This is a genomic window from Sphingomonas lacunae (assembly GCF_012979535.1).
Classification (GTDB): Bacteria; Pseudomonadota; Alphaproteobacteria; order Sphingomonadales; family Sphingomonadaceae; genus Sphingopyxis; species Sphingopyxis lacunae.
Genome location: NZ_CP053015.1, coordinates 2,522,128 through 2,544,571 on the forward strand (window position 1 = coordinate 2,522,128; position 22,444 = coordinate 2,544,571).

Sequence of the window (22,444 nt, forward strand, 5' to 3'; positions counted from 1 at the left end):
CTCAATCGACCCAGTCGAGGCCCATGTCGCGGTAGACGCTGCGGTCTTCGTCCCAGTCGGCCTTGACCTTGACGTGTAGGAACAGGTGGCATTTGCGCCCCAGCTGCTTGCCGATTTCCTCGCGGGCCGCACTGCCGATGGCGCGGATGCGGGCACCGCCCTTGCCCAGTACTATGGCGCGCTGGGTATCGCGCGCGACGAGGATCTGCTGGTGAATCTCGACCGAGCCGTCGCGGCGGCTGGTGAACTTCTCGGTCTCGACGGTGCTGTCATAGGGCAGCTCGGCGTGGAGCTGGCGGTAGATCTGTTCGCGGGTGATTTCGGCTGAGAGGAGGCGTTCTGAAACGTCGCTGACCTCATCCTCCGGATAGTGCCAGTCGCCTTCGGGAAGCATTGCGGCAAGGGCGCTCTTGAGCTCGGGCACGCCATCGCCTGTTTCGGCGGATATGAAGTGGATCTCGCGGAAGGGCGCGCGTTCGTTGATCTGCTGGGCGAGGACGAGCAGTGGTTCCTTTTTGCTGATGTCGACCTTGTTGAGGGCCAACAACAACGGCTCCTTGCGATCCTTGAGCGCATCAAGAATAGTCGAAACCTTGGCGTCGATGCCCTTTTTGGCGTCGACGGTGAGCAGGATGGCATCGGCATCCTCGGCTCCGCTCCAGGCCGCGGCGACCATGGCGCGGTCGAGGCGGCGGGCCGGGGTGAAGATGCCGGGCGTGTCAATGAGGACGATCTGCGCCTCACCCTCGATGGCAATACCCATCAGGCGGGTGCGGGTGGTCTGCGCTTTGGCGCTGGTAATCGCCACTTTTTGCCCGACGAGCGCATTGACCAGCGTCGACTTGCCCGCATTGGGAGCCCCGACAACGGCGATGAAACCACATTTGCGCGTCATACGCCATTCTCCAATTTGGTGAGCAGGGCAGCGGCGGCGGCCCGCTCGGCTTCCTGCTTGCTTGTGCCTTCGGCACTGGCCGATCCGATCAGATCAATGCTGGCCTCAACCGTATAGCGCGGCGCATGATCCGGCCCGTCGCGCCAGACAACGCGATATTCCGGGGGCTTGCGCTTGTTGGCGGCCGCCCATTCCATCAGCGCCGACTTGGGATGCTTGGGCGCGACCTGCACAGCGCCGATACGGTCACCCCAGCATCGGATAACAAACGCCACGGCAACATCGATGCCGGCGTCAATATACAAGGCACCAATCAGCGCCTCGAGCACATCGCCGAGGATATTGTCGCTATCCCGCCCGCCATCGTCGCGCGCTTGCTTCCCGAGCCGGACCAGCGGAGGCAAGCCGAGCTCGCGTGCGATTTCGGCACAGAGCGACCCTGTGACCAGCGCGTTCAATCGCGATGACAAGGCACCCTCGCTTTCACGCGGGAAACGGCGGTAGAGTTCGGTGGCGATGGCGAGGCCGAGCACCCGGTCACCCAAAAACTCAAGCCGCTGATAATCTTTGCCCGCCAGGCTGCCGCCGCCCTTGTTCACCCCCTTGCTGCCACCCTTGGCACCGTGGCTCCCATGGGTCAGCGCCTCGATGAACAGCGCCTCGTCGCGCGGCTGGTGACCGGTAATGGCGGCAAGGACGGCAATTTCTTCCTGCATTTTCAGAACCCTTCGCCGATCCGGTCCCAACGCGCCGCGGTGAACCAGCTGACAGGGTTATACCATGCCGCCGAACCATCGGTCGAAAAGACGGTGACCAGCGCCGCTCCAACCAGCCGATCTTCCGGCACAATACCGATGCCGGCACCGGCCACGGCGGGAAAGCGGCTATCGTAACTGCGGTCGCGATTATCCCCCATCAGGAACAGATGGCCGTCGGGTACCTGATAAACGCCGGTGGTGTCGGCATCACCCAGGATCAGGTCGAGCACCGCATAGCGACGGCCATTGGGCAAGGTTTCAACAAAGCGCGGATATCGGCACATCAATTGCCCATCGGCCCGCATCACTTCAAACGCCGGTCGGAAACAAGGGTTGCCATAGCTGGCCTCAACCATGTTCGGCGTAGCCGGAATAAGCAGATCGGCCACCCGGACCCGCGGAACCGGCACATCGTTGATCCTGACCAAACCGTCGATCACCTGCACCCGATCGCCCGGCAGGCCGATAACCCGCTTGATATAGTCGGTTTCATCCAGCGGATGCTTGAACACCACCACATCGCCACGATTAGGCGTTGAGCCCATGATGCGTCCCGGAATGAGCGGGAGGCTGAACGGCAGACTGTGCCGCGTCCAGCCATAGGCCGCCTTGTTGACGAACAGATAGTCGCCAATGAGCAGGCGCGGCTGCATCGATTCCGAAGGGATATTGAAGGAAGAGAGGAAAAAGCTGCGGATCAGCAACACAGCAAAGGCGAAAAGCAAAAGAAATCGTCCGAATTCGAATAATTCAGTCCGCAAATCAACCAACGGTTGATGCTGGGGCGCGTCCGTGCCGGAGGCAGAGACCGGCTGCGCCTGACCTTCGAGAGCCTGTTTTTCGGCGGTTTCGCAAGATTGATTGATCGGTGGTTGAGACATTAACCGCGCTTTGAGGCTATTGGTTCCAACCGTCAAGGCGAGCATCGGGCCGGCTTTGGTCAATCTGGTGCTTCACCTGCGGCAGCGCTAGAGCAACCGCGGCTTTGAACCCAGATTATCCGTTCCTATTGAAAGGCCCAGCCTCATGAGCAGCACAGAATCGACCTGGTCCAGTCTTGCCGCCTGGCAACCCCGCGCAATTCAGGCCCTGTTGGATGAGGAGGGGCAGGGGAGACTTGACCGACTGGTTCACCGGCTGGCCGGTATCCGCTTTGACTGGTCCAAGACTCACCTCGACGACTCTGCCTTGAGCAACTTTGCCGCATTGGCCGAGTCTGCCTCACTTGATTCCGCCCGACGGGCGTTATTCGCAGGAGAGATTGTCAATGTCACCGAAGGCCGCGCCGCCGAACACACTGCACAGCGCGGCGAGGGTAATGCGGAGAGCGTCCATCTCGCAAAGGCCTTTCACGAGCGGATGCGCGCACTGATAGAGGCGATCGACGCCGGGGCCTTTGGTGAGGTGAAGCATATCTTGCATATCGGCATCGGGGGTTCGGCACTGGGTCCGGACCTGTTGATGGATGCGCTGGGCCGCGAGACAGGTCGCTATGATGTTGCCATTGTTTCCAACGTTGACGGCGCCGCCCTGGCTGAGGCGGTAAAGCATTTCGACCCGGCGGCGACGCTGGTGGCGATTGCATCGAAGACGTTCACCACGACTGAAACTTTGCTCAATGCCAAAAGCGCGCTCGAGTGGATGGCAGAGGGTGGCGTCGAAGACCCGCTGGGTCAGGTCATCGCGCTGACCGCCAACCCCGACAAGGCGCTGGATTGGGGCGTGGACGAGACGCGAATCCTGCCGTTTCAGGAGAGTGTCGGCGGGCGCTATTCGCTGTGGTCCTCAATCGGCTTTCCGGCAGCTATCGGACTTGGTTGGCCTGCCTTTGAAGAACTGCTCGAAGGCGCTGCCGAAATGGATCGGCATTTCCGCCTGTCGCCGTGGATAGAGAATATCCCGGTGATCGCCGCCTTCGTCGACCTGCTCTATGCCCAACTGCGCGGCTGCCAGACCCGCGCCCTTTTTGCCTATGACGAAAGGCTGCGGCTGTTGCCCTCCTATCTCCAGCAGCTGGAAATGGAATCGAATGGCAAGAGCGTGAAGGCCGATGGTTCTCCGCTGGGCCGTCCCTCAGCCCCGGTGACATGGGGCGGCGTTGGAACGGACGCACAGCATGCCGTTTTTCAGCTGTTGCATCAGGGTACCCACCTGATCCCGGTCGAATTTGTTGCGGCTATCGAACCTGGTCATGATTTTGATGAAGCCCACCACACGACATTGATCGGCAATTGCATAGCGCAGGGTGCGGCGCTGATGACCGGGCGGACAAATGCGGACGATCCGGCTCGCACCTATCCCGGCGACCGCCCGTCGACCACCTTGCTGCTCGACCGGATCGATCCGCGAACGCTGGGCGCACTGATCGCCTTTTACGAGCATCGCACCTTTGCCAATGCCGTCCTGCTGGGCATAAACCCATTTGACCAGTTTGGTGTCGAACTGGGCAAGGAGATGGCCAAGGCGATTGATGGCGAAGGCGACATCAGCTTTGACATCGCCACAAGGGCCCTGCTGGGGGCAGCCTTTGGTTCCACGGGGGAGGCTTGACGGCAAAAGCTGTTTGCCAAAGCAACCGGACAACCCCATGTGCGGGCAGTCGTGGCAATCCGCCATGGCGGCATATAAGCGGAGCCTTTCATGACCGATCCAGCCAGTTACGATTATGACCTGTTCGTCATCGGCGCGGGCTCGGGCGGCGTGCGGGCGGCGCGCATCGCTTCGGGCCATGGCGCGCGGGTTGCGATAGCCGAAGAGCATCGCGTTGGCGGCACTTGTGTCATCCGCGGCTGCGTGCCCAAGAAGCTGCTCGTCTATGGCTCGCATTTCGCCGAGGATCTGAAGGATGCCCAGGCCTTTGGCTGGACAGTGGGTGAGACCAGTTTCAGCTGGCCCGCGCTGCGTGACAGCGTCCTCAACGAGGTCACCCGCCTTGAGGGGATTTATGGCCAGACGCTGGCCAACAACAATGTCACCGTCTTCAAGTCACTGGCCAAACTTGTCGGCCCACATGAGATAGAACTGGCCGACGGGCAACGGATCACTGCCGGCCATATCCTGATTGCCACGGGTGGTTGGCCGGTTCGGCCCGACGTGCCCGGTGCCGAACATGGCATCACCTCCAACGAGGTCTTCCACCTTGAGACATTCCCCAAGCGGGTGGTGATTGCCGGCGGTGGCTACATCGCCAATGAATTCGCCGGTATTTTCAACGAATTTGGCGCTCAAGTCACAGTGGTCAACCGGTCCGATGCCATCCTGCGGGGCTATGATGAACAGATCCGGGACCGGCTCCTGCAAATCTCCATGGCCAAGGGGATCCAGTTCCGTTTCAACTGCCCCTTCGAGCACATTGAAAAGCAGGCGGACGGCTCGCTGTCGATCAGGCTGGCCGGCGCCGATCCTATTGAAGCCGACCTGTTGCTGTTTGCTACCGGGCGCGCGCCGCGTTCTCAGGGGCTCGGCCTCGAAGCGGTGGGCGTTGAACTGGCAGCCAATGGCGCAGTCAAGGTCGATGACTACAGCCAGACCAGCGTGGAGCACATCTATGCCGTCGGCGATGTGACCGACCGGGTTCAGCTGACCCCCGTCGCCATCCGCGAGGGCCATGCCTTTGCCGATACCGTTTTTGGCGGACGCCCGGTCAAGGTCGATCACAGCACCATCCCGATGGCGGTATTCTCCCACCCGCCGATTGCCGGTGTCGGCCTGACCGAAGCGCAGGCCCGCAACCAGCTGGGTTCGGTCAAGATATTCACGTCTGATTTCCGCCCGATGAAGAATGTGCTGGCAGACCGCAATGAGCGGGCGCTCTACAAGATGGTTGTCAACGCAGCCAACGATCAGGTTGTGGGCCTGCACATGATCGGCCCGGACAGCGCCGAAATATTGCAGGCCGCGGCCATCGCGGTGAAAGCCGGCCTGACCAAGGCGCAATTTGACGAAACCATCGCGCTGCATCCGACGATGGCCGAGGAACTGGTTCTGCTGAAATAGACCGTTGCTTTACGCAACTGACCCAGTAGCATCCTCTATCTGCTGGTCGCCGCTGGTCGATACAGCCGACTTTCGGAGAGAATGATGGCAGGCAAGGTCTTCGTTTCGGGTGGCTCGGGATACATCGCCGGCTTCCTCATCCGCCAGTTGATTGCCGAGGGGTGGGAGATCAACACCACCATCCGCAATCTCGCGCGCGAAGCCGAGGTTCGCGGCTGGCTGGGCGTAGACAACAGCAAGCTGCATTTTTTTGCAGCCGACCTGGTCAGTGACAGCGGCTGGGCCCAGGCGATGGCCGGGTGCAGCCATGTCGCGCACGTCGCATCGCCGTTGCCAGCCGATAAGCCTCTCCATGAGGATGAATTGATCGTCCCGGCGCGCGAAGGGGCCCTGCGGGCGTTGCGCTTTGCCAAGGCCGCGGGCGTGAAGCGTTTTGTCATGACCAGTTCGGTTGCCGCCATTTCCTATGGCCACAAGGGACAGACGGTCTTTACCGAAGCCGACTGGACCGACATCAACAGCCCCGACGCCTATGCCTATGTGAAGTCAAAAACGATTGCCGAGCGCGCCGCCCGCGACTGGGTGGCGGCAGAGGGCGAGGGGATGGAGTTTTGCACTGTCAATCCGTCACTGGTGGTCGGGCCGCTGATGGCCCCTGATTTCTCGACATCGCTGGAATCGGTCAAGAAACTGCTGGAGGGTTCGATCCCCGGCTTGCCGCGGCTGGGCTTTGGCCTGGTCGATGTGCGCGATGTTGCGGATCTCCATGTCAAATGCCTCACCGCGCCCGGCATGGCGGGTGAGCGTTTCATCGCTTCGGGTCCGTTCCTGTGGATGGAGGACATGGCCGCCATCCTGCGCAATGGCCTGGGCGCACAGGGGCGTAAGGTTCCGAAACGCCGGCTGCCCAGCTGGCTGATGCGCATTCTCGCCAATTTCGACCCGCTGGTGAAGCAGGTGGTCAGCGAACTCGACAATGTCCGTGACAATGACGCCAGCCATGCCAAGGCGGTGCTCGGTTGGGAAACACGGACCGCCGAAGAGAGCATCCTGGATGCGGCGCGCGACATGTTGCGGCTGGGCGTCGTGAAGCTTTAGTCGCGCTCAGACAATCGAGTAAGGCACCACGCTGCGCCGGTCAGGGTCAACGAGGATACCCCGGTCGGAGGGCGGAAAGGCGCGCTGTTCGCAATCGGGGCGGGGGCACAGGCGGCATGACACGCCAATCCGCGTGGCAGCTTGCGGTGAGGTGAGGTCGAGCCCGTCAGCATAGACAAATTCGCGCGCATGATCGGTCTCGCAACCCAGCGCCACGGCATAGCGGCGCGGGGCGCGGGTATAGCTTCCCGAGGGTTTGACCAGCCCCTTGGCCATCGAGACATAGCGCACGCCATCAGGCGTTTCGGCGAGCTGGACGAGGATGCGGTCGGGGATCGCCACCGCTTCATGCACGATCCACAGCGGGCAGGCGCCGCCGAAGCGGGCGAATTGAAGCCGCGTGGCCGAATGGCGCTTAGTGATGTTACCAGCCATGTCGACCCGGCAGAAGAAGAAGGGAATACCGCGCTCACCGGGGCGTTGCAGGGTCGAGAGGCGGTGGCAGGCCTGTTCGAAGCTGACGCCGAATTCCTGCCGCAGCCGATCAATGTCGTGCCGCATCTCGCGCGCCCGCTCGCGGAAACGGGCATAGGGCATGAGCAGCGCGCCGGCGGCATAGTTGGCGAGACCGACGAGCAGCAATTGCCGGGCGGCGGGCGTGCGCAACTCGCTGGTTTCGATCACCCGCTGGATGACGCTATCGAGCGCCAGCGCGGTGAGCTGGTGGGCGAGCTGGAAACGGCGGCTCTCGGCGGGCTGGCCCTGATCGACCACCAGATGCCCCATCGTCGGGTCATAGTCGCGCAGGCCCTGGCTGTTCTGATAAACCAGTGACACCGACAGGCCGTCACGCAAATGCCGTTCAAGCGCCGCGACATCGGGTGAGGCGCTCTTGCCGGCCAGCCGCTCGGCCAGTTCCTCGGCGGCGCGGTCGATGCTGTCAATATAATTGCCGGCATGGTGGAACCAGTCGCGCACCTCTTCCCACGGCAGGCGGCCACCGCTGCTGCCATCGCTGGCCATGGCGTCATCAACGATCTGGAGCCGCTCACCGGCATGGCGATAGGCAGCGTGGAGCGCGATGAAGCGGTCGGCGAGGGCGGGTTGCTGCTCTGCGATGCGGGTCAGTTGGTCGACTGGCAGGGCGTCGCCATCGAACAGTGGGTCGGCGACGGCCTCGCGCAGCGCGGCAAAACGGCGGGTGGCATTATCCTCCTCGACCGCCGCCCATTCGAGCGGGAAGGCATCGGCCAGCGCCGCCTGCACCGCCGGGGTCAGCGGGCGGTCGTCATGCTCCAACTGGCTGAGATAGGGGACGGAAATGCCGAGCCGTTCGGCCATTTCCGATTGGCGCATGCCGCGCTCGACACGCAGCGCGCGCAGCCTCGCTCCGGCGAACAGGCGGTATTTCTTGCTCATTCCATCCCCGTTTGCAAAACGTCCCTTTGCAACTTAGCAAGTTAACATTTGCAATTGCGCCTGTCGCGCTAAAAAGAGGAGGCTGAACATTGCCTCCTGAGGGGACTTTCATGTCGTCGAACATCGCCGAACTCGAACGCCGCCGCGCCGCCGCCCGCATGGGTGGCGGGGAAAAGCGGATCGCTGCGCAGCACGCCAAGGGCAAGCTGACCGCGCGGGAGCGGCTCGACATCTTGCTCGACGAAGGATCGTTCGAGGAACTTGATATGTATGTCGAGCATAACTGCGTCGACTTCGGCATGCCCGAACAGGTGGTGCCGGGTGACGGTGTTGTGACCGGATCGGGCACGATCAACGGCCGCCTCGTCTATGTCTACAGCCAGGACTTCACCGTCTTTGGCGGATCGCTGTCCGAACGCCATGCGCAGAAGATCTGCAAGGTGATGGACACGGCAATGAAGGTCGGCGCGCCGGTCATCGGCCTGAATGACTCGGGCGGCGCCCGCATTCAGGAAGGCGTCGCCAGCCTCGGTGGCTATGCCGAAGTGTTCCAGCGCAATGTGCTCGCCAGCGGTGTGGTGCCGCAGCTCAGCCTGATCATGGGGCCCTGCGCCGGCGGTGCGGTCTATTCGCCGGCCATGACCGACTTCATCTTCATGGTGAAGGATTCGAGCTACATGTTCGTCACCGGTCCAGACGTTGTGAAAACGGTGACCAATGAGGTGGTGACGCAGGAGGAATTGGGTGGGGCGATCACCCACACGACCAAGACCTCGGTCGCTGATCTGGCGTACGAAAATGATATCGAAGCGCTGCTTGCCGCGCGCGATTTCATCGACTTCCTGCCCGAGAACAACCGCAGCGGCGTGCCCGAGCGGCCTACCGATGACCCGTGGGACCGCATCGAGGACAGCCTCGACACGCTGATCCCGCCGAGTGCCAACCAGCCTTACGACATGCATGAGCTGATCCGCAAAGTGGTCGATGAAGCCGACTTCTTCGAGGTGCAGCCCGCCCATGCCGCCAACATCATCTGCGGGTTCGGCCGCATTGAGGGCCGCACGGTCGGCATCGTCGCCAATCAGCCGATGGTGCTCGCCGGGGTGCTCGACATCAACGCATCCAAGAAGGCGGCGCGCTTCGTCCGCTTCTGCGACGCGTTCGAAATCCCGATCCTCACCTTTGTCGATGTCCCCGGCTTCCTGCCCGGCACGGCGCAGGAGCATAATGGCATCATCAAGCATGGCGCCAAGCTGCTGTTCGCCTATGCCGAAGCCACCGTGCCCAAGATCACCGTCATCACCCGCAAGGCCTATGGCGGCGCCTATGACGTCATGGCCTCCAAGCATCTGCGCGGGGACCTCAACTATGCCTGGCCGACCGCCGAAATCGCGGTGATGGGCGCCAAGGGCGCGGTCGAGATCATCTTCCGCTCCAAAGACCCCGAAGAAATCGCCGCCCGCACCAAGGAATATGAAGACCGCTTTGCCAACCCCTTCGTCGCGGCAAGCAAGGGCTTTGTTGACGAGGTGATCATGCCGCATTCAACCCGGCGGCGGATTGCGCTGGGGCTCAGGAAGCTGCGGAACAAGACGCTCGAGAACCCTTGGAAGAAGCATGACAATATTCCGTTGTAGGGGGTGGGGAAATGATTCGTACCGCGTTTTTATGCTTAATTGCGCTAGCAATGCCATCGTTCGCACTGACTGCTAGTCCTTATACCATCGAAGGCGAATGGAGATTTTTCTATCTCGCTTCAAGCGATGAATGGAAGCTAATGTTTGCGGAAGAAGGCTCTTCTCACTCGCAAATGTACTTTTATTGTATTCCTAATAGTAACGAAATCACAGCGATTTACAGTGTTCCGGACGTTGACATACGAAACTATGTCCCAGAAATTCGCAGTGAAAGCGGCGTATACAACGATGATGCAAAAATTGAATTCAACGATGTGGACAGTTATTATTACGTCGCACAGACATTCCGTCCCGACTCTCCTTTTTTGAGAGAATTGGCCAATGGCGAAGATATTTCAGCGGGCGAGTCAATTTTTCCACTTTCCGCGCCTTATGACGGACGCATTTTTCGTGAATTCGCAAGGGCGTGTTCTTCTGCTTAGCCCCTCCCCTTTAGGGGAGGGGTTGAGGTGGTGAGCACCGGTGATGCGCTTGGCCGAACCCGCCCCACCCCGCTGCGACTAAGCGGCAAGCCGCTAAGTCTAGCTGCCCCTCCCCTAAAGAGGAGGGGCGATAAAGAACGAAGGTTTTAAATTATGAAACTAGGCCGTCTCAACCACATCGGCGTCGCCACACCCGATCTTGCTGCCTCCATCGCGTTTTACCGCGACATCATGGGCGCTTCGGACATCACCGAAGCCTTTGACCTGCCCGAACAGGGGGTGAAGGTGTGCTTCGTCAATACGCCCGGCGAAAATGGCACAGCGGGCACGCAAATCGAGTTGCTGCAACCGCTATCGCCCGACACTGCGGTCGGAAAATGGATAGAAAAGAACCCTTTGGGCGGGCAACATCACATTTGTTATGAAGTGCCCGACATTCACGCGGCCAAGGCCTGGTTCGAATCCAAGGGCAAAAAAGTGCTGGGCGAGCCGCGCATCGGCGCGCACGGGACGCTGATTTTCTTCGTCCACCCGCGCGATATGGGTGGTGTGCTGACCGAAATCATGGAGACGCCGAAGGGCGAACACTGAACCCAACACCGTTCACCCTGAGCTTGGCGAAGGGCCGCTCTTGCTTGGGAACGGAAGACTGAAAACAAAGGACGGGGCTTCGACAAGCTCAGCCCGAACGGAGAGAGAGGCAACAGAATGACCTACGAAACCATCACCGTCGATGTGACTGACAAGATCGCCACCATCACGCTCAACCGTCCCGAGCGGATGAACGCCTGCTCGCTCGACATGGCGGGGGAAATCAATGACGCTTTGTCGGCGGATCTGGGCGATGCCCGCTGCCTGATCATCACCGGCGCGGGTCGCGGTTTCTGCTCGGGCGCCGATCTGTCGGCCCGTGGCGAGCGCTCGATCTCAGGCGGGGAGGGCAGCTATGTGGCACTCACCCGCCACTACAACCCGCTGATGATGAACCTTGCCCGGCTCAACATGCCGGTGATCACCGCCGTCAATGGCGCCGCTGCCGGCGTCGGCTGCTCGATCGGCCTTGCGGGGGACTTCGTCATCGCCGGCAAGAGCGGTTATTTCCTTCAGGCCTTTGTCAACATTGGCCTGGTGCCTGATGGTGGCGCCAGCTGGATGCTGCCGCGCATGATCGGCAAGGCGCGCGCCACCGAAATGATGATGCTGGGCGAGAAGATCAGCGCCGACAAGGCGCTCGACTGGGGCATGATCTACAAGGTTGTCGAGGACGCTGACCTTCAGGCCGAAGCCCGTGCGCTCGCCACCCGCCTCGCCGCCGGCCCGACCATTGCCTATGCCACCATGCGCAAGAACATCCTTGTCGCGATGGAAAACAGCTATTCCGAACAGCTGCTCGCTGAAGCCGAAGGGCAGCGCATCGCCGGTTCGACTGCTGACGCGATGGAGGGCGGCATGGCCTTCCTCGAAAAGCGCAAGCCGAACTTCAAGGGGGCGTAAGTCCCTACATCCGTTCGCCCTGAGCTTGTCGAAGGGCCGTCCTTGAACTTGGGGCGAACGGATCAATCAGAAGGGCGGGGCTTCGACAGGCTCAACCCGAACGGTTTATTTGGACAGGTTGATGAGCACATACGACGACTGGCAGGCCGCCGCCTCCAAAGAGGTCAAGGGCAAGGACCTCAACTGGGAAACGCCCGAGGGCATCACGGTCAAGCCGCTCTATACGGCTGCCGATGTCAGCGAGGATCCCGGCCTGCCGGGCTTTGCGCCCTTCACCCGTGGTGTGCGCGCGTCCATGTATGCCGGTCGCCCCTGGACCATCCGCCAATATGCGGGCTTCTCGACGGCTGAGGAATCCAACGCCTTTTACCGGCGCAATCTCGCCGCCGGTCAAAAGGGCCTATCGGTCGCTTTCGATCTCGCGACGCACCGTGGTTATGACAGCGATCACCCGCGCGTTGTCGGAGACGTGGGCAAGGCTGGCGTCGCCATCGACACGGTCGAGGACATGAAGATCCTGTTCGACGGCATCCCGCTCGACCAGATGTCGGTGTCAATGACGATGAACGGCGCGGTGATCCCCGTGCTCGCCTTTTTCATTGTCGCCGGGGAAGAGCAGGGCGTACCGGTCGAACAGCTCGACGGGACCATCCAGAACGACATCCTCAAGGAGTTCATGGTCCGCAACACCTATATCTATCCGCCCGAGCCCTCGATGCGGATCATCTCGGACATTTTCGCCTTCACCAGCCAGAAAATGCCCAAGTTCAACAGCATCTCCATCTCCGGTTATCATATGCAGGAAGCCGGAGCGACGCAGGTGCAGGAGCTCGCCTTCACCATCGCCGACGGTATGGAATATGTGAAATATGGCGTGGCTTCGGGCCTCGACATCGACAGGTTCGCCGGGCGCCTGTCCTTCTTCTTCGCCATCGGCATGAACTTCTTCATGGAAGTCGCCAAGCTGCGCGCAGCGCGCGTGCTGTGGCACCGGGTGATGACCCAGTTGGGCGCCAAGGACGAGCGGTCGAAGATGCTGCGCACCCATTGCCAGACATCGGGCGTGTCGCTGACCGAGCAGGACCCCTACAACAACGTCATCCGCACGACGATCGAGGCGATGGCGGCGATGCTTGGCGGCACCCAGTCGCTGCACACCAATGCGCTTGATGAGGCGATTGCGCTGCCCACTGATTTCTCGGCTCGCATCGCCCGCAACACCCAGATTGTCATCCAGGAAGAAACCGGGATGACCAAGGTCGTCGATCCGCTTGGCGGCTCCTATTATGTTGAGGCGCTGACCAAGGAGCTGGTCGACAAGGCGTGGGAGATTATCGAACGCGTCGAGGCCGAAGGCGGCATGGCCAAGGCGGTCGCCGCCGGTTGGCCCAAGGCGATGATCGAGGAAGCCGCCGCCGCGCGTCAGGCCCGCGTCGACCGCGCCGAAGATGTCATCGTTGGCGTCAACAAATATCGCCTGCCCAACGAAGATCTGCTCGAAACGCTCGAGGTCGACAATGCCAAGGTGCGCGAAGGGCAGATCGCCCGCATCGCCGCGGTCAAGGCGGCGCGGGACGAGGCCAAGTGCCAGGCGGCGTTGAAGGCGCTGACCGAGGGTACGACCAATGGCGGCAACCTGCTCGAACTGGCGGTTGAAGCGGCTCGCCAGCGCGCGACGCTGGGCGAAATTTCGGCGGCGATGGAAGCCACCTTTGGCCGCTATGGCACCACGCCGACCCCGGTGAAGGGCATTTACGGCAGCGCCTATGAATTTGACCGGCGCTGGGCACAGGTGGTTGAAGGCGTCGAAGCCGTCGAGCGCCGTCTGGGTCGCAAGCCCAAACTGCTCGTCGCCAAAATGGGGCAGGACGGGCATGACCGTGGGGCCAATGTCATCGCCTCGGCCTTTGCCGACATGGGCTTTGATGTTGTCTCCGGCCCGCTGTTCCAGACGCCGGAAGAGACGGTCGTGCTGGCGCTCGACAGCGGTGTCGATGTGGTTGGCGCGTCGAGCCTCGCTGCCGGGCACAAGACGCTTATCCCCGAACTTATCCACAGGCTGCGTGAGGCAGGCCGCAGCGACATCAAGGTGATCGCCGGCGGCGTCATCCCGCCGCAGGACTATGATTTCCTGCGCGATGCCGGGGTTCAGGGCATCTATGGGCCGGGCTCCAACGTGGTGGAATGTGCGGCGGATGTGCTGCGCCTGCTCGGCCACAACATGCCGCCGGCGGGTGAGGGATGGTGAACGACGTCCGCACCGACTGGACCCGCGAGGAAATCGCCGCGCTCTTCGATCTGCCGTTCGATGAGCTGATGTTCCGTGCCCAGACCGTCCACCGCGCGCATCATGCGGTGGGGGAGATACAGCTGTGCACATTGCTCAGCATCAAGACTGGCGGTTGCCCGGAGGATTGCGGCTATTGCTCGCAGAGCACGTCGGCGGATTCGGGCGTCAAGGCGACCAAGCTGATGGACGTGCGCGCCGTGCTGCAAAAGGCGGCGGAGGCCAAGGATGCGGGATCGCACCGTTTCTGCATGGGCGCGGCCTGGCGCAACCCCAAGGACCGCGACATGCCGGCGATCATCCAGATCGTGGAAGGTGTGCGGGCGATGGGCATGGAAACCTGCATGACGCTGGGGATGCTGACGCCGAAGCAGGCGGAGATGCTCGCTGGGGCAGGTCTCGACTATTACAACCATAATATCGACACCAGCCCTGAGCGCTACAACGCAATCATCACCACCCGCACGATGGAGGACCGGCTCGAAACGCTCGACCATGTGCGCAAGGCGGGGATCAATGTGTGCAGCGGCGGCATCGTTGGCATGGGAGAGACGCGGGCTGACCGCGTCGGCTTCCTCCACACGCTCGCCACCCTGCCGCAGCATCCCGAAAGCGTGCCGGTCAACGCGCTGGTCCCGGTCAAGGGCACGGTGCTCGGTGACATGCTGGCCGACACGCCTCTCGCCAAGATTGACGACATCGAATTCGTCCGCACCATCTCGGTCGCACGCATTACCATGCCGATGAGCATGGTCCGCCTGTCTGCTGGCCGCGAAAGCATGAGCGAGGCGACGCAGGCGCTGTGCTTCATGGCGGGGGCCAACAGCATCTTCACCGGCGACAAGCTCCTCACCGCCGCCAACGCTGGCGACGACAAGGACGCGGCGTTGCTCCACAAGCTCGGCCTGCGCGCGATGACGGCGGAAGAGCCGCTGCGCGCGTGCAAGGCATTGGAGGCGGCGGAGTGAAGGCGGGGTTCGCCCTCACTTGCCTCGTGGCGACGATGGCGACCGCCCTTCCGGCGGCTCCGGCATTCGCGTGCAGCATGGACTGGAGCCCGATCCGCCAGCGAGTCTATGAAATCCGTCGCGACCCCGAACTGATCCGGGTCCGCGGCACCTTTGTGCTGGAAGAAGTGAGGGGAGAGCCGCTCAGACCCGGCTGGCTGAGGGATGCCCATCTCATCGGCCATATTGTGACGCGCACGGGGCGGATTTACCCGACGGTCCACCCGGCACGCAATGTCCTGCTCGAAGAGGAAATCACCTGCTTCATCGGCACCTACATGCTGCCGCAAGCTGACGGCCCCGGCATCTTCTACCTCCGCCGCGACCAGCAGGATGGCCGCCACGAAATTTTGCACATGGACGCGGTCCGCCGCGCTGATCGTTTCAGGACGAGGGGCTGAGATGGCGTGGTCCGTGAAGCCACTTTTGAGACATCGGCTTGCCCGCATCGCGCTGGCGTCCGTCCTGCTCCTGCCGTCCTCCTGTGCAGCAGGCCAACTTGCCGCCCTCATGTGGGGCCAGCGCATGGAGCACGATGTGTCTGGCTCCACCTCACTTTGGGCCGAAAATCTATTGTGGCTGGCAGCCATCGCCATCGTGCTGTGGTGGGGCTGGCTGGTTGATCGTTTCTGGAAATCCGGGGAAACCGAATAATGTTCAAAAAAATCCTCATCGCCAACCGTGGCGAAATCGCTTGCCGGGTGATCAAGACCGCGCGCCGCATGGGCATTGCAACCGTTGCCGTCTATTCGGATGCCGATGCCCGTGCGCCCTTCGTCCGCATGGCGGATGAGGCGGTGCACATCGGCCCGTCACCCGCCGCGCAATCCTACCTGATCGCCGACAAGATCATCGAGGCGTGCAAGGCCACCGGTGCCGAAGCGGTCCACCCCGGCTATGGCTTCCTGTCCGAACGCACCAGCTTTGCCGAAGCGCTCGCCAAGGAAGGCATCGCCTTCATCGGCCCGCCGGTGAACGCGATTGCCGCGATGGGCGACAAGATCGAGTCCAAGAAGCTTGCGAAGGAAGCCGGCGTCAATGTCGTTCCCGGCTTCGTCGGGGAGATTGAGGACACGGAACATGCCGTCCGCATCTCGGCCGAGATCGGCTATCCGGTGATGATGAAAGCCTCGGCGGGCGGCGGCGGCAAGGGAATGCGCCTTGCTTATGACGAGAAGGACGTCCGCGAAGGCTTTGAGGCGGTCAAGCGCGAAGGCCTCAACAGCTTTGGTGATGACCGGGTCTTCATCGAGAAGTTCATCCTCAACCCGCGCCACATCGAGATCCAGATCCTCGGCGACCAGCACGGCAACATCCTTTACCTCAACGAGCGCGAATGCAGCATCCAGCGCCGCCACCAAAAGGTGGTCGAGGAAGCGCCGTCACCCTTTGTCACGCCCAAGATGCGCAAGGCGATGGGCGAGCAGTGCGTCGCGCTGGCCAAGGCAGTGGGCTATTACAGCGCCGGCACGGTCGAACTGATCGTCTCGGGCGCGGACCCGAGCGGCGAGAGCTTCTACTTCCTCGAAATGAACACCCGGCTTCAGGTCGAGCATCCGGTCACCGAATGCATCACCGGCATCGACCTCGTCGAACAGATGATCCGCGTTGCCGCTGGCGAGAAGCTGGCGATGACGCAGGACGAGATCGGCATCGACGGCTGGGCGATCGAAAACCGCGTCTATGCCGAGGATCCCTATCGCGGTTTCCTGCCCTCGACCGGGCGCCTCGTCCGCTACAGTCCGCCGATCCCCGGCTGGACCGAGGATGAGGATGCCAATGGCCGCCGCGGTGTTGACGGCGTTCGGGTTGACGACGGTGTCTATGAGGGCGGCGAAGTCTCGATGTTCTATGACCCGATGATCGCCAAGCTGATCACCTGGGGCAAGACGCGCGACGAGGCCGCCGACAAGCAGATCGCCGCGCTCGACGCGTTCGAGATTGAGGGCCTCGGCCACAATATCGATTTCGTCTCGGCGATCATGCAGCATCCGCGCTTCCGTTCGGGCGAGCTGACCACCGGCTTCATCGCCGAGGAATATCCCGAAGGCTTCCATGGTGCTCCGGCAGACGAGGTGCTGCTGCGCAACCTCGCCGCCATCGCCGGTTTCGCCGCGACGGCGGAAGCCGACCGTGCCCGCCGCGTTGACGGGCAACTCGGTGGCCGCCTCGCTCCGCCATCAAAATGGCAGGTGACGGTCGATGGCGTCGCCCACAAGGTGAAGGTCAAGGAAAAGAAGCTCAAGGTCGATGGCGAAGCACTCGACATCGGTCTTGCCTATACGCCCGGTGACCGGCTGATCGAGGCGGAGATTGATGGCGAGGTATTGATCGTCAAGATCGCCCGCACCCGTTCAGGCTTCACCCTGACGACCCGCGGCGCCAGCCACAATGTCCGCTGCCTGCCCTGGCGGGTTGCCGCCTATGCCGAGCATATGATCGAAAAGATCCCGCCGGATCTGTCGAAATTCCTCATCTGCCCGATGCCCGGCCTGCTCGTCGCGCTGCATGTCGGTGCCGGTGACAAGGTCGAGGCCGGGCAGCCGCTTGCGGTGGTCGAGGCGATGAAGATGGAAAACATCCTCCGCGCCGAAAAGGCTGGCGTGGTGAAATCGGTCAACGCCGCGCAGGGCGACAGCCTTGCGGTCGATGCGATCATTTTGGAAATGGAGTGACGCCCCGGACCCTCTCCCGTTTACGGGAGAGGGAGGGAGCCGCAAAGCGGCGGAAGGGTGAGGATGCAGGTGAGGAGATTGGCACGCGGCCTCAGCCGACAATCGCCACAGCCCTGATCCACCCGGCGCTCGCCCGTTCGATCTTCACCGGGAAGCAGCAAAAGGTGAAGCCGGTTGCCGGCACTTCGTCGAGGTTGGCCAGCTTTTCGATTTGGTAATAGGGGCGGATGCGCCCGGCTTTGTGGCCTTCCCAGATGATCGACGGGTCGCGCGTTTCGGCCCAGCGCTTCGCCGTGTGGCTGAACGGTGCGTCCCAGCTCCAGGCATCGGTGCCAACCACCTTCACGCCGCGTTCGGTCAGATAGAGCGTCGCCTCGGCACCCATGCCGCAGCCCTGATCGGTGAAATTCTCGGTGCCATAGATGGCGCCCGACTTGACCAGCACAATGTCGAGCGGTTGCAGATCATGGCCGATGCGCGCCAGTTCGGCTTCGACCTCTGCCGCGCTGACGAGCGAGCCGTGCGGCTTGTGGCTGAAATCCAGCTTCACGCCGGGCCGCATGAACAGGTCGAGCGGCGCTTCGTCGATGCTGGGGGCAGGGGATGCGCCAGCATCAGTCGTCGAATGATAATGCCATGGCGCGTCCATATGCGTGCCATTGTGGGTGGAAAGCGACAGCATCTCGACCGCCCAGCCTTCCCCATCGGGCAAGTCCTTTTGCTCCAGCCCGGGAAAGAACATGGCTATCTGCTCCCATGTGCTTTCATGCGTCGCATAAGTGATCTGCGGCCGCATCACCGGCGGGTCTGAAATCACATCGTTGCAGATGGGGATGGAGAGATCGATGAAGCGCTGGGTCATGACGGCATGCTGCCATGATTGCCGCCATTCGACCAATACCTTTTTTGACCGCTTGCAGCTTGCCCGCGCCCGCGCCAATAGTGACGCAAAGCCAATAAAGACCGATCATCGGGGAGACCATCAATGAGCGAGACAGTGGCAGACGCCGGAGCGCCTGCGGGCACGGTGCCGCATCGCGAGCCGACCGCCGCCGAACTGCGCCTTGTCATCGGCGCGTCGTCGGCTGGGACCGTGTTCGAATGGTATGATTTCTTCATCTACGGCACGCTCGCCGCGATCATCGGTAGCACCTTTTTCCCGGCTGACAATGCGACGCTGCAAACGCTGCTGGTCTGGGCCGGTTTTGCCGTCGGCTTCGGTTTCCGCCCACTGGGTGCTGTGCTGTTCGGTTTCCTTGGTGACCGGCTGGGCCGCAAATATACCTTCCTGGTCACGGTCACGCTGATGGGCGTCGCGACGGCCGGTGTGGGTCTGATTCCATCAGCCGAAAGCATCGGGATTGCCGCACCCATTCTCGTCATCTTCCTGCGCATCCTGCAAGGGCTGGCGCTCGGCGGCGAATATGGCGGTGCGGCCGTCTATGTCGCCGAACATGCGCCAGCCAAAAAGCGGGGCTTCTACACCAGCTTCATCCAGGCCAGCGTTGTCGGCGGCTTCGTCCTCAGCCTCGTGGTCGTGCTCGGCTGCAAGGCGGCCTTCCCCGAGGATGTATGGAATGACTGGGGCTGGCGCGTGCCCTTCCTGCTCAGCCTGATCCTGCTCGGCATCTCGCTGTGGATGCGTATCAAGCTGTCCGAAAGCCCGGTGTTCCAGGCCATGAAGGAGGAAGGCAACATTGCCTCCAACCCGATCAAGGAGGCCTTCACCTACCCCGGCAACAAGCTGCGCATCTTTGTCGCCCTGTTCGGCATTGCCGCCGGCCTCACGGTGATCTGGTACACCGCCATGTTCACCGGCCTCGGCTTCCTCACCGGGCCGATGCGGGTCGAAACGACAGCAGCGGAAATCATCGTCGGCGTGTCCGCCGCATGCGGCATGGGCTTTTTCCTGTGGGCCGGGCATGTCTCGGACAAGGTCGGGCGCAAAAAGCCCATCGTCATCGGCTATGCCGCGACATTGGTGCTGCTCTTCCCCCTGTTCTGGCTGATGGGCCATGCCGCCAACCCCGCTTCCTCGGCCGCGGCCGAAACCTCTCCTGTCTCCGTCACGGCATCGGGCTGCACCTTTGATCCGTTCGCCAAGGCGCAGGCCACGCCATGTGGTCAGGTGCTGGGCGAGCTGACCAAGCTGGGCGTGGTCTATACGGTGGAGCCGTCATCGGCCCCCGTCAGCGCGGCGCCAGTCGTCAACATCGGCGCGACCAGCCTGACCGTCACCGACAAGGCGCAGTTGCAACCGGCGTTGGAAGCCGCCGGCTATGATTTTGCCAAGCATGTGCCGAGTTGGGGCAATATTCTCATCATCTTTGCCGCGCTGATGGGCCTGTCCGCGCTCTCGGGCTTTACCTATGGCCCGGTGGCGGCACTGCTGGCGGAAATGTTCCCGCCCCGCATACGCTACAGCTCCATGTCGATCCCCTATCATATCGGCACCGGCTATTTCGGCGGCTTCCTGCCGCTGATCTCAGCCTATATCGTGGCGGTATCGGGGGATCCCTATGCCGGACTTTGGTACACATGGGTGATCGTCGCGATTGCCTTCCTCGTCAGCCTGTTCCTCCTGAAGGAAACGCATACCGAGCGTGGCTGATCTTCACAGCACCGGCCTTGGCGGCTAGGGGGCAGGGGTGACCACACTCGTCCCGCCCCCTTCGCCACTGCGGCTGCGCCTGTCTGCCGATGCTCTCGTCCACAACTGGCGCTGGCTCGCCGGGCAGGGGAGCGCTGCCTGTGGCGCTGCGGTGAAAGCCAATGGTTATGGCACCGGGGCTACCGACGTGGTCAGGCTGCTTGGCGCTGCGGGCTGCCGCGATTTCTTCACCGCCACCTGGGCCGAAGCGCTGGCAATCCACGACGTCGCAGCTGGTGCGTCGATCAGCGTCCTCCACGGCATGCGTGACGAGGATATGCCGCTGGCACTTGCCGGGTTCGCCCGCCCGGTGCTCAACACCCCCGATCAGGTCCGCCGCTGGCGTGATGCCGGGGGCGGCGCCTGTGATGTGATGATCGACACCGGGATGAACCGTCTGGGTCTGGCGCTGGATGATGCCACGAGCGGCCTGCTGGTCGGGCTCACTATCCATACGCTGACCAGCCACCTTGCCACCGCCGACGAGGATGTGCCGCAAAATGGCGAGCAGTTGGCCGCTTTCCGCGCCGCTGTCGCCGCCATTCCGCACCAGCGCGCCAGCCTTGCCAACAGCGCAGGGATTTGTCTGGGTTCCGACTATCATTTCGATCTCACCCGGCCCGGCCTCGCCCTGTATGGCGGCATTCCCCGGCCAGAGGCCGCACCGCATATTCGCGCGGTCGTTCATCCGGAGTCCCAAATCCTGCAACTGCGCACCGTCAGTGCCGGACAGCCCGTGGGCTATAACGCGACTTGGCGCGCGGATCACGACACCCGCGTTGCGATCATAAACCTTGGCTATGCCGATGGCTATCTGCGTTCCTTCTCCGGCAAAGGCTCGGCAAGCTTTGGCGGGCATCATCTGCCGGTAATCGGCCGCGTGTCCATGGACCTCGTCGCCCTCGCATTGCCGGATGCGCTGGATGTGCGCGAAGGCGACTGGGTGGCTATCGACTATGACCTATCAGAGGCATCACGCCTATCGGGCCTGTCGCCCTACGAATTGCTGACGGGGCTCGGGAGTCGCTACGATCGGCTCTGGGCCTGATCGACCGAGCGCAGCCACTCGGCGAGCGGTTCCCAGCACCCCAGCTGCGCCCGACTCCCGGTGATCATGCCGACGTGACCCGAAGGGCAGGGCACCGCATCGATCCCGTCCGGCGCCGTCTCTGCCGGAGCTATACGGTCATTGTGCGCAACAAAATGGCGTACTGGTACAGCAATGTCTTCAGGCCGGATCGCCTTGCCAGCGACCAACCATTGCCCTGCACCCGTCTGGTCATCGTGCATCAACCGGCAAAAGAGATCTTCGCCCGCCGCAGCCGTCAGCGGCGCGCCGTCATTGGCCCAATCCTCCAGCGCCGCAAAACCAGTCACCACCGGATCATCAATGCTGCGCCCGGCGAGTGCAGCAAATTTGCTGACAGTCCTGTCCGGGTCCAGTCCCCAGAAAGCGGTCTGCAACATTTCCATGGGCATCAGACCCATCGTCTGGACCTGCGCCTCCTGCCGCTTCCACAGCCGGGCGAGTGAAGCCCGGGCGTCGGCAGGATAACGGCCGAAATGCCAGGGTGTCGCCATCAGCGTCAGCGACCGGACGGGCAGAATTCGGGAGGCCGCTATTGCCATTGTCCCACCCAAACAATAACCGACGAGATGCACTGGTTCACCGAGTTGCTCCAACAGCGGCACCAGATAGCCTTCGACATGGCCAGCAATGGTCAGATCGCGCTCCGACAGCTCGGGGACGCCCCAATCGAGCAGCATGGCAGCATGGCCATTGGTGCCAAGCCAAGCCAGCAGCGAACGCTCTGCATCAAGGTCAAGCACATGGGATGGATTGATCAACGACGGCACAAGCAGCAGGGGCGCCCCTGACACAGTAGTCCCCAGAAGCTGGGCCCGCCCTTGCCTTGCCACAACGGTTCGCACTGGACGGGCAGGACGCATCGCCTTGCCATAGACCCGCAGGCCTTCGAGCGCTGCGCGCGCCAAGGTCGGATCGTGCAGAGCGACATGACGCACCATGTCAAGAAACAAGGGCAG

General features: G+C 62.3%; 20 protein-coding genes. 14 read left to right on the forward strand and 6 right to left on the reverse strand.

The genetic code is table 11. From position 1 onward, the window contains the following. Nucleotide 1 precedes the first annotated feature (1 nt). The 3 genes from era to lepB are packed head-to-tail and all read right to left on the reverse strand — an operon-like array spanning nucleotide 2 to nucleotide 2,534. On the reverse strand, nucleotides 2-895 hold the full coding sequence (gene era, locus GV829_RS12070; protein WP_169946991.1) for a GTPase Era: 894 nt from the start codon (nucleotides 893-895) through the stop codon (nucleotides 2-4). Beyond that, nucleotides 892-1,611 (reverse strand): ribonuclease III, encoded by a 720-nt coding sequence (gene rnc / locus GV829_RS12075; protein ID WP_169946993.1) that lies wholly within the window; start codon nucleotides 1,609-1,611, stop codon nucleotides 892-894. The genes era and rnc overlap by 4 nt, the downstream gene beginning before the upstream one ends. 2 nt (nucleotides 1,612-1,613) lie before the next feature. Beyond that, nucleotides 1,614-2,534, reverse strand: a complete 921-nt coding sequence (lepB, locus tag GV829_RS12080) for a signal peptidase I (RefSeq protein WP_169946995.1) — start codon at nucleotides 2,532-2,534, stop codon at nucleotides 1,614-1,616. A 145-nt stretch (nucleotides 2,535-2,679) separates the two neighbouring features. On the opposite strand from lepB, the gene pgi reads away from it, so the two are divergent. The 3 genes from pgi (at nucleotide 2,680) to GV829_RS12095 (ending at nucleotide 6,747) form a co-directional block, all read left to right on the forward strand. Then, a complete protein-coding gene (gene pgi, locus GV829_RS12085) occupies nucleotides 2,680-4,203 on the forward strand; it encodes a glucose-6-phosphate isomerase (protein ID WP_169946997.1) in 1,524 nt (507 codons plus the stop codon). A gap of 90 nt (nucleotides 4,204-4,293) precedes the next feature. Continuing rightward, complete coding sequence (gene gor / locus GV829_RS12090) at nucleotides 4,294-5,649, forward strand: glutathione-disulfide reductase (RefSeq protein WP_169946999.1); 1,356 nt, start codon at nucleotides 4,294-4,296, stop codon at nucleotides 5,647-5,649. 81 nt (nucleotides 5,650-5,730) lie between these two features. After that, on the forward strand, nucleotides 5,731-6,747 hold the full coding sequence (locus GV829_RS12095) for an NAD-dependent epimerase/dehydratase family protein (protein ID WP_343042824.1): 1,017 nt from the start codon (nucleotides 5,731-5,733) through the stop codon (nucleotides 6,745-6,747). Nucleotides 6,748-6,753: 6 nt separating this feature from the next. Here the strand turns inward: GV829_RS12095 and GV829_RS12100 are convergent, their stop codons facing one another. Beyond that, complete coding sequence (locus GV829_RS12100) at nucleotides 6,754-8,166, reverse strand: helix-turn-helix domain-containing protein (RefSeq protein WP_169947001.1); 1,413 nt, start codon at nucleotides 8,164-8,166, stop codon at nucleotides 6,754-6,756. Between the two features lie 110 nt (nucleotides 8,167-8,276). Here GV829_RS12100 and GV829_RS12105 point away from each other — a divergent pair, with 110 nt between their 5' ends. The 9 genes from GV829_RS12105 to GV829_RS12140 all read left to right on the forward strand — a co-directional run bounded on the left by GV829_RS12105 (nucleotide 8,277) and on the right by GV829_RS12140 (nucleotide 17,748). Next, on the forward strand, nucleotides 8,277-9,803 hold the full coding sequence (locus tag GV829_RS12105) for an acyl-CoA carboxylase subunit beta (protein WP_169947003.1): 1,527 nt from the start codon (nucleotides 8,277-8,279) through the stop codon (nucleotides 9,801-9,803). Nucleotides 9,804-9,814: 11 nt separating this feature from the next. Then, nucleotides 9,815-10,285: a hypothetical protein gene (locus GV829_RS12110; RefSeq protein WP_169947005.1), complete on the forward strand. Its 471-nt coding sequence runs from the start codon at nucleotides 9,815-9,817 to the stop codon at nucleotides 10,283-10,285. Between the two features lie 153 nt (nucleotides 10,286-10,438). After that, complete coding sequence (mce, locus tag GV829_RS12115) at nucleotides 10,439-10,876, forward strand: methylmalonyl-CoA epimerase (RefSeq protein ID WP_169947007.1); 438 nt, start codon at nucleotides 10,439-10,441, stop codon at nucleotides 10,874-10,876. Nucleotides 10,877-10,993: 117 nt separating this feature from the next. Then, nucleotides 10,994-11,779, forward strand: a complete 786-nt coding sequence (locus GV829_RS12120) for an enoyl-CoA hydratase-related protein (protein ID WP_169947009.1) — start codon at nucleotides 10,994-10,996, stop codon at nucleotides 11,777-11,779. Nucleotides 11,780-11,900: 121 nt separating this feature from the next. Beyond that, nucleotides 11,901-14,027 (forward strand): methylmalonyl-CoA mutase, encoded by a 2,127-nt coding sequence (scpA, locus tag GV829_RS12125; protein ID WP_169947011.1) that lies wholly within the window; start codon nucleotides 11,901-11,903, stop codon nucleotides 14,025-14,027. After that, the gene (gene bioB / locus GV829_RS12130; protein ID WP_169947013.1) at nucleotides 14,021-15,034 is read left to right on the forward strand and encodes a biotin synthase BioB; all 1,014 of its coding nucleotides are present in this window, start codon (nucleotides 14,021-14,023) and stop codon (nucleotides 15,032-15,034) included. The genes scpA and bioB overlap by 7 nt, the downstream gene beginning before the upstream one ends. 35 nt (nucleotides 15,035-15,069) lie before the next feature. Continuing rightward, nucleotides 15,070-15,474 carry a hypothetical protein gene (locus GV829_RS12135; RefSeq protein ID WP_169947015.1) on the forward strand — a complete coding sequence of 135 codons (405 nt, stop codon included), beginning with the start codon at nucleotides 15,070-15,072 and terminating at the stop codon, nucleotides 15,472-15,474. A gap of 124 nt (nucleotides 15,475-15,598) precedes the next feature. Continuing rightward, nucleotides 15,599-15,727: a hypothetical protein gene (locus GV829_RS14420; protein WP_281356133.1), complete on the forward strand. Its 129-nt coding sequence runs from the start codon at nucleotides 15,599-15,601 to the stop codon at nucleotides 15,725-15,727. Continuing rightward, nucleotides 15,727-17,748: an acetyl-CoA carboxylase biotin carboxylase subunit gene (locus GV829_RS12140; RefSeq protein WP_169947017.1), complete on the forward strand. Its 2,022-nt coding sequence runs from the start codon at nucleotides 15,727-15,729 to the stop codon at nucleotides 17,746-17,748. Before GV829_RS14420 ends, GV829_RS12140 begins: the two co-directional genes overlap by 1 nt. A gap of 91 nt (nucleotides 17,749-17,839) precedes the next feature. On the opposite strand, the gene GV829_RS12145 is transcribed toward GV829_RS12140, so the two are convergent. Continuing rightward, entirely contained in the window at nucleotides 17,840-18,610 is a 771-nt protein-coding gene (locus tag GV829_RS12145) for a cyclase family protein (protein ID WP_169947019.1), read from the reverse strand. Nucleotides 18,611-18,733: 123 nt separating this feature from the next. Between GV829_RS12145 and GV829_RS12150 the strand changes: the two genes are divergently transcribed. Together GV829_RS12150 and alr are read left to right on the forward strand one after the other, a co-directional pair. After that, nucleotides 18,734-20,359, forward strand: coding sequence for an MFS transporter (locus GV829_RS12150; RefSeq protein WP_169947020.1), 1,626 nt, complete (start codon nucleotides 18,734-18,736; stop codon nucleotides 20,357-20,359). Nucleotides 20,360-20,396: 37 nt separating this feature from the next. Further along, a complete protein-coding gene (gene alr / locus GV829_RS12155) occupies nucleotides 20,397-21,446 on the forward strand; it encodes an alanine racemase (RefSeq protein ID WP_169947022.1) in 1,050 nt (349 codons plus the stop codon). Here the strand turns inward: alr and GV829_RS12160 are convergent. Beyond that, entirely contained in the window at nucleotides 21,425-22,426 is a 1,002-nt protein-coding gene (locus GV829_RS12160) for an alpha/beta hydrolase (RefSeq protein WP_169947024.1), read from the reverse strand. The two genes, alr and GV829_RS12160, sit on opposite strands and share 22 nt — an antisense overlap. Nucleotides 22,427-22,444 lie beyond the last annotated feature (18 nt).

Coding starts and splice junctions, on each gene's coding strand:
- GV829_RS12110 (WP_169947005.1), top strand. CDS start 9,815: ATGATTCGTACCGCGTTTTTATGCTTAATTGCGCTAGCAATGCCATCG.
- GV829_RS12105 (WP_169947003.1), top strand. CDS start 8,277: ATGTCGTCGAACATCGCCGAACTCGAACGCCGCCGCGCCGCCGCCCGC.
- GV829_RS12100 (WP_169947001.1), bottom strand. CDS start 8,166: ATGAGCAAGAAATACCGCCTGTTCGCCGGAGCGAGGCTGCGCGCGCTG.
- GV829_RS12140 (WP_169947017.1), top strand. CDS start 15,727: ATGTTCAAAAAAATCCTCATCGCCAACCGTGGCGAAATCGCTTGCCGG.
- GV829_RS12135 (WP_169947015.1), top strand. CDS start 15,070: ATGGCGACCGCCCTTCCGGCGGCTCCGGCATTCGCGTGCAGCATGGAC.
- era (WP_169946991.1), bottom strand. CDS start 895: ATGACGCGCAAATGTGGTTTCATCGCCGTTGTCGGGGCTCCCAATGCG.
- GV829_RS12095 (WP_343042824.1), top strand. CDS start 5,731: ATGATGGCAGGCAAGGTCTTCGTTTCGGGTGGCTCGGGATACATCGCC.
- scpA (WP_169947011.1), top strand. CDS start 11,901: ATGAGCACATACGACGACTGGCAGGCCGCCGCCTCCAAAGAGGTCAAG.
- GV829_RS12160 (WP_169947024.1), bottom strand. CDS start 22,426: ATGGTGCGTCATGTCGCTCTGCACGATCCGACCTTGGCGCGCGCAGCG.
- gor (WP_169946999.1), top strand. CDS start 4,294: ATGACCGATCCAGCCAGTTACGATTATGACCTGTTCGTCATCGGCGCG.
- GV829_RS12120 (WP_169947009.1), top strand. CDS start 10,994: ATGACCTACGAAACCATCACCGTCGATGTGACTGACAAGATCGCCACC.
- pgi (WP_169946997.1), top strand. CDS start 2,680: ATGAGCAGCACAGAATCGACCTGGTCCAGTCTTGCCGCCTGGCAACCC.
- mce (WP_169947007.1), top strand. CDS start 10,439: ATGAAACTAGGCCGTCTCAACCACATCGGCGTCGCCACACCCGATCTT.
- bioB (WP_169947013.1), top strand. CDS start 14,021: ATGGTGAACGACGTCCGCACCGACTGGACCCGCGAGGAAATCGCCGCG.
- GV829_RS12145 (WP_169947019.1), bottom strand. CDS start 18,610: ATGACCCAGCGCTTCATCGATCTCTCCATCCCCATCTGCAACGATGTG.
- rnc (WP_169946993.1), bottom strand. CDS start 1,611: ATGCAGGAAGAAATTGCCGTCCTTGCCGCCATTACCGGTCACCAGCCG.
- lepB (WP_169946995.1), bottom strand. CDS start 2,534: ATGTCTCAACCACCGATCAATCAATCTTGCGAAACCGCCGAAAAACAG.
- GV829_RS14420 (WP_281356133.1), top strand. CDS start 15,599: ATGGAGCACGATGTGTCTGGCTCCACCTCACTTTGGGCCGAAAATCTA.
- GV829_RS12150 (WP_169947020.1), top strand. CDS start 18,734: ATGAGCGAGACAGTGGCAGACGCCGGAGCGCCTGCGGGCACGGTGCCG.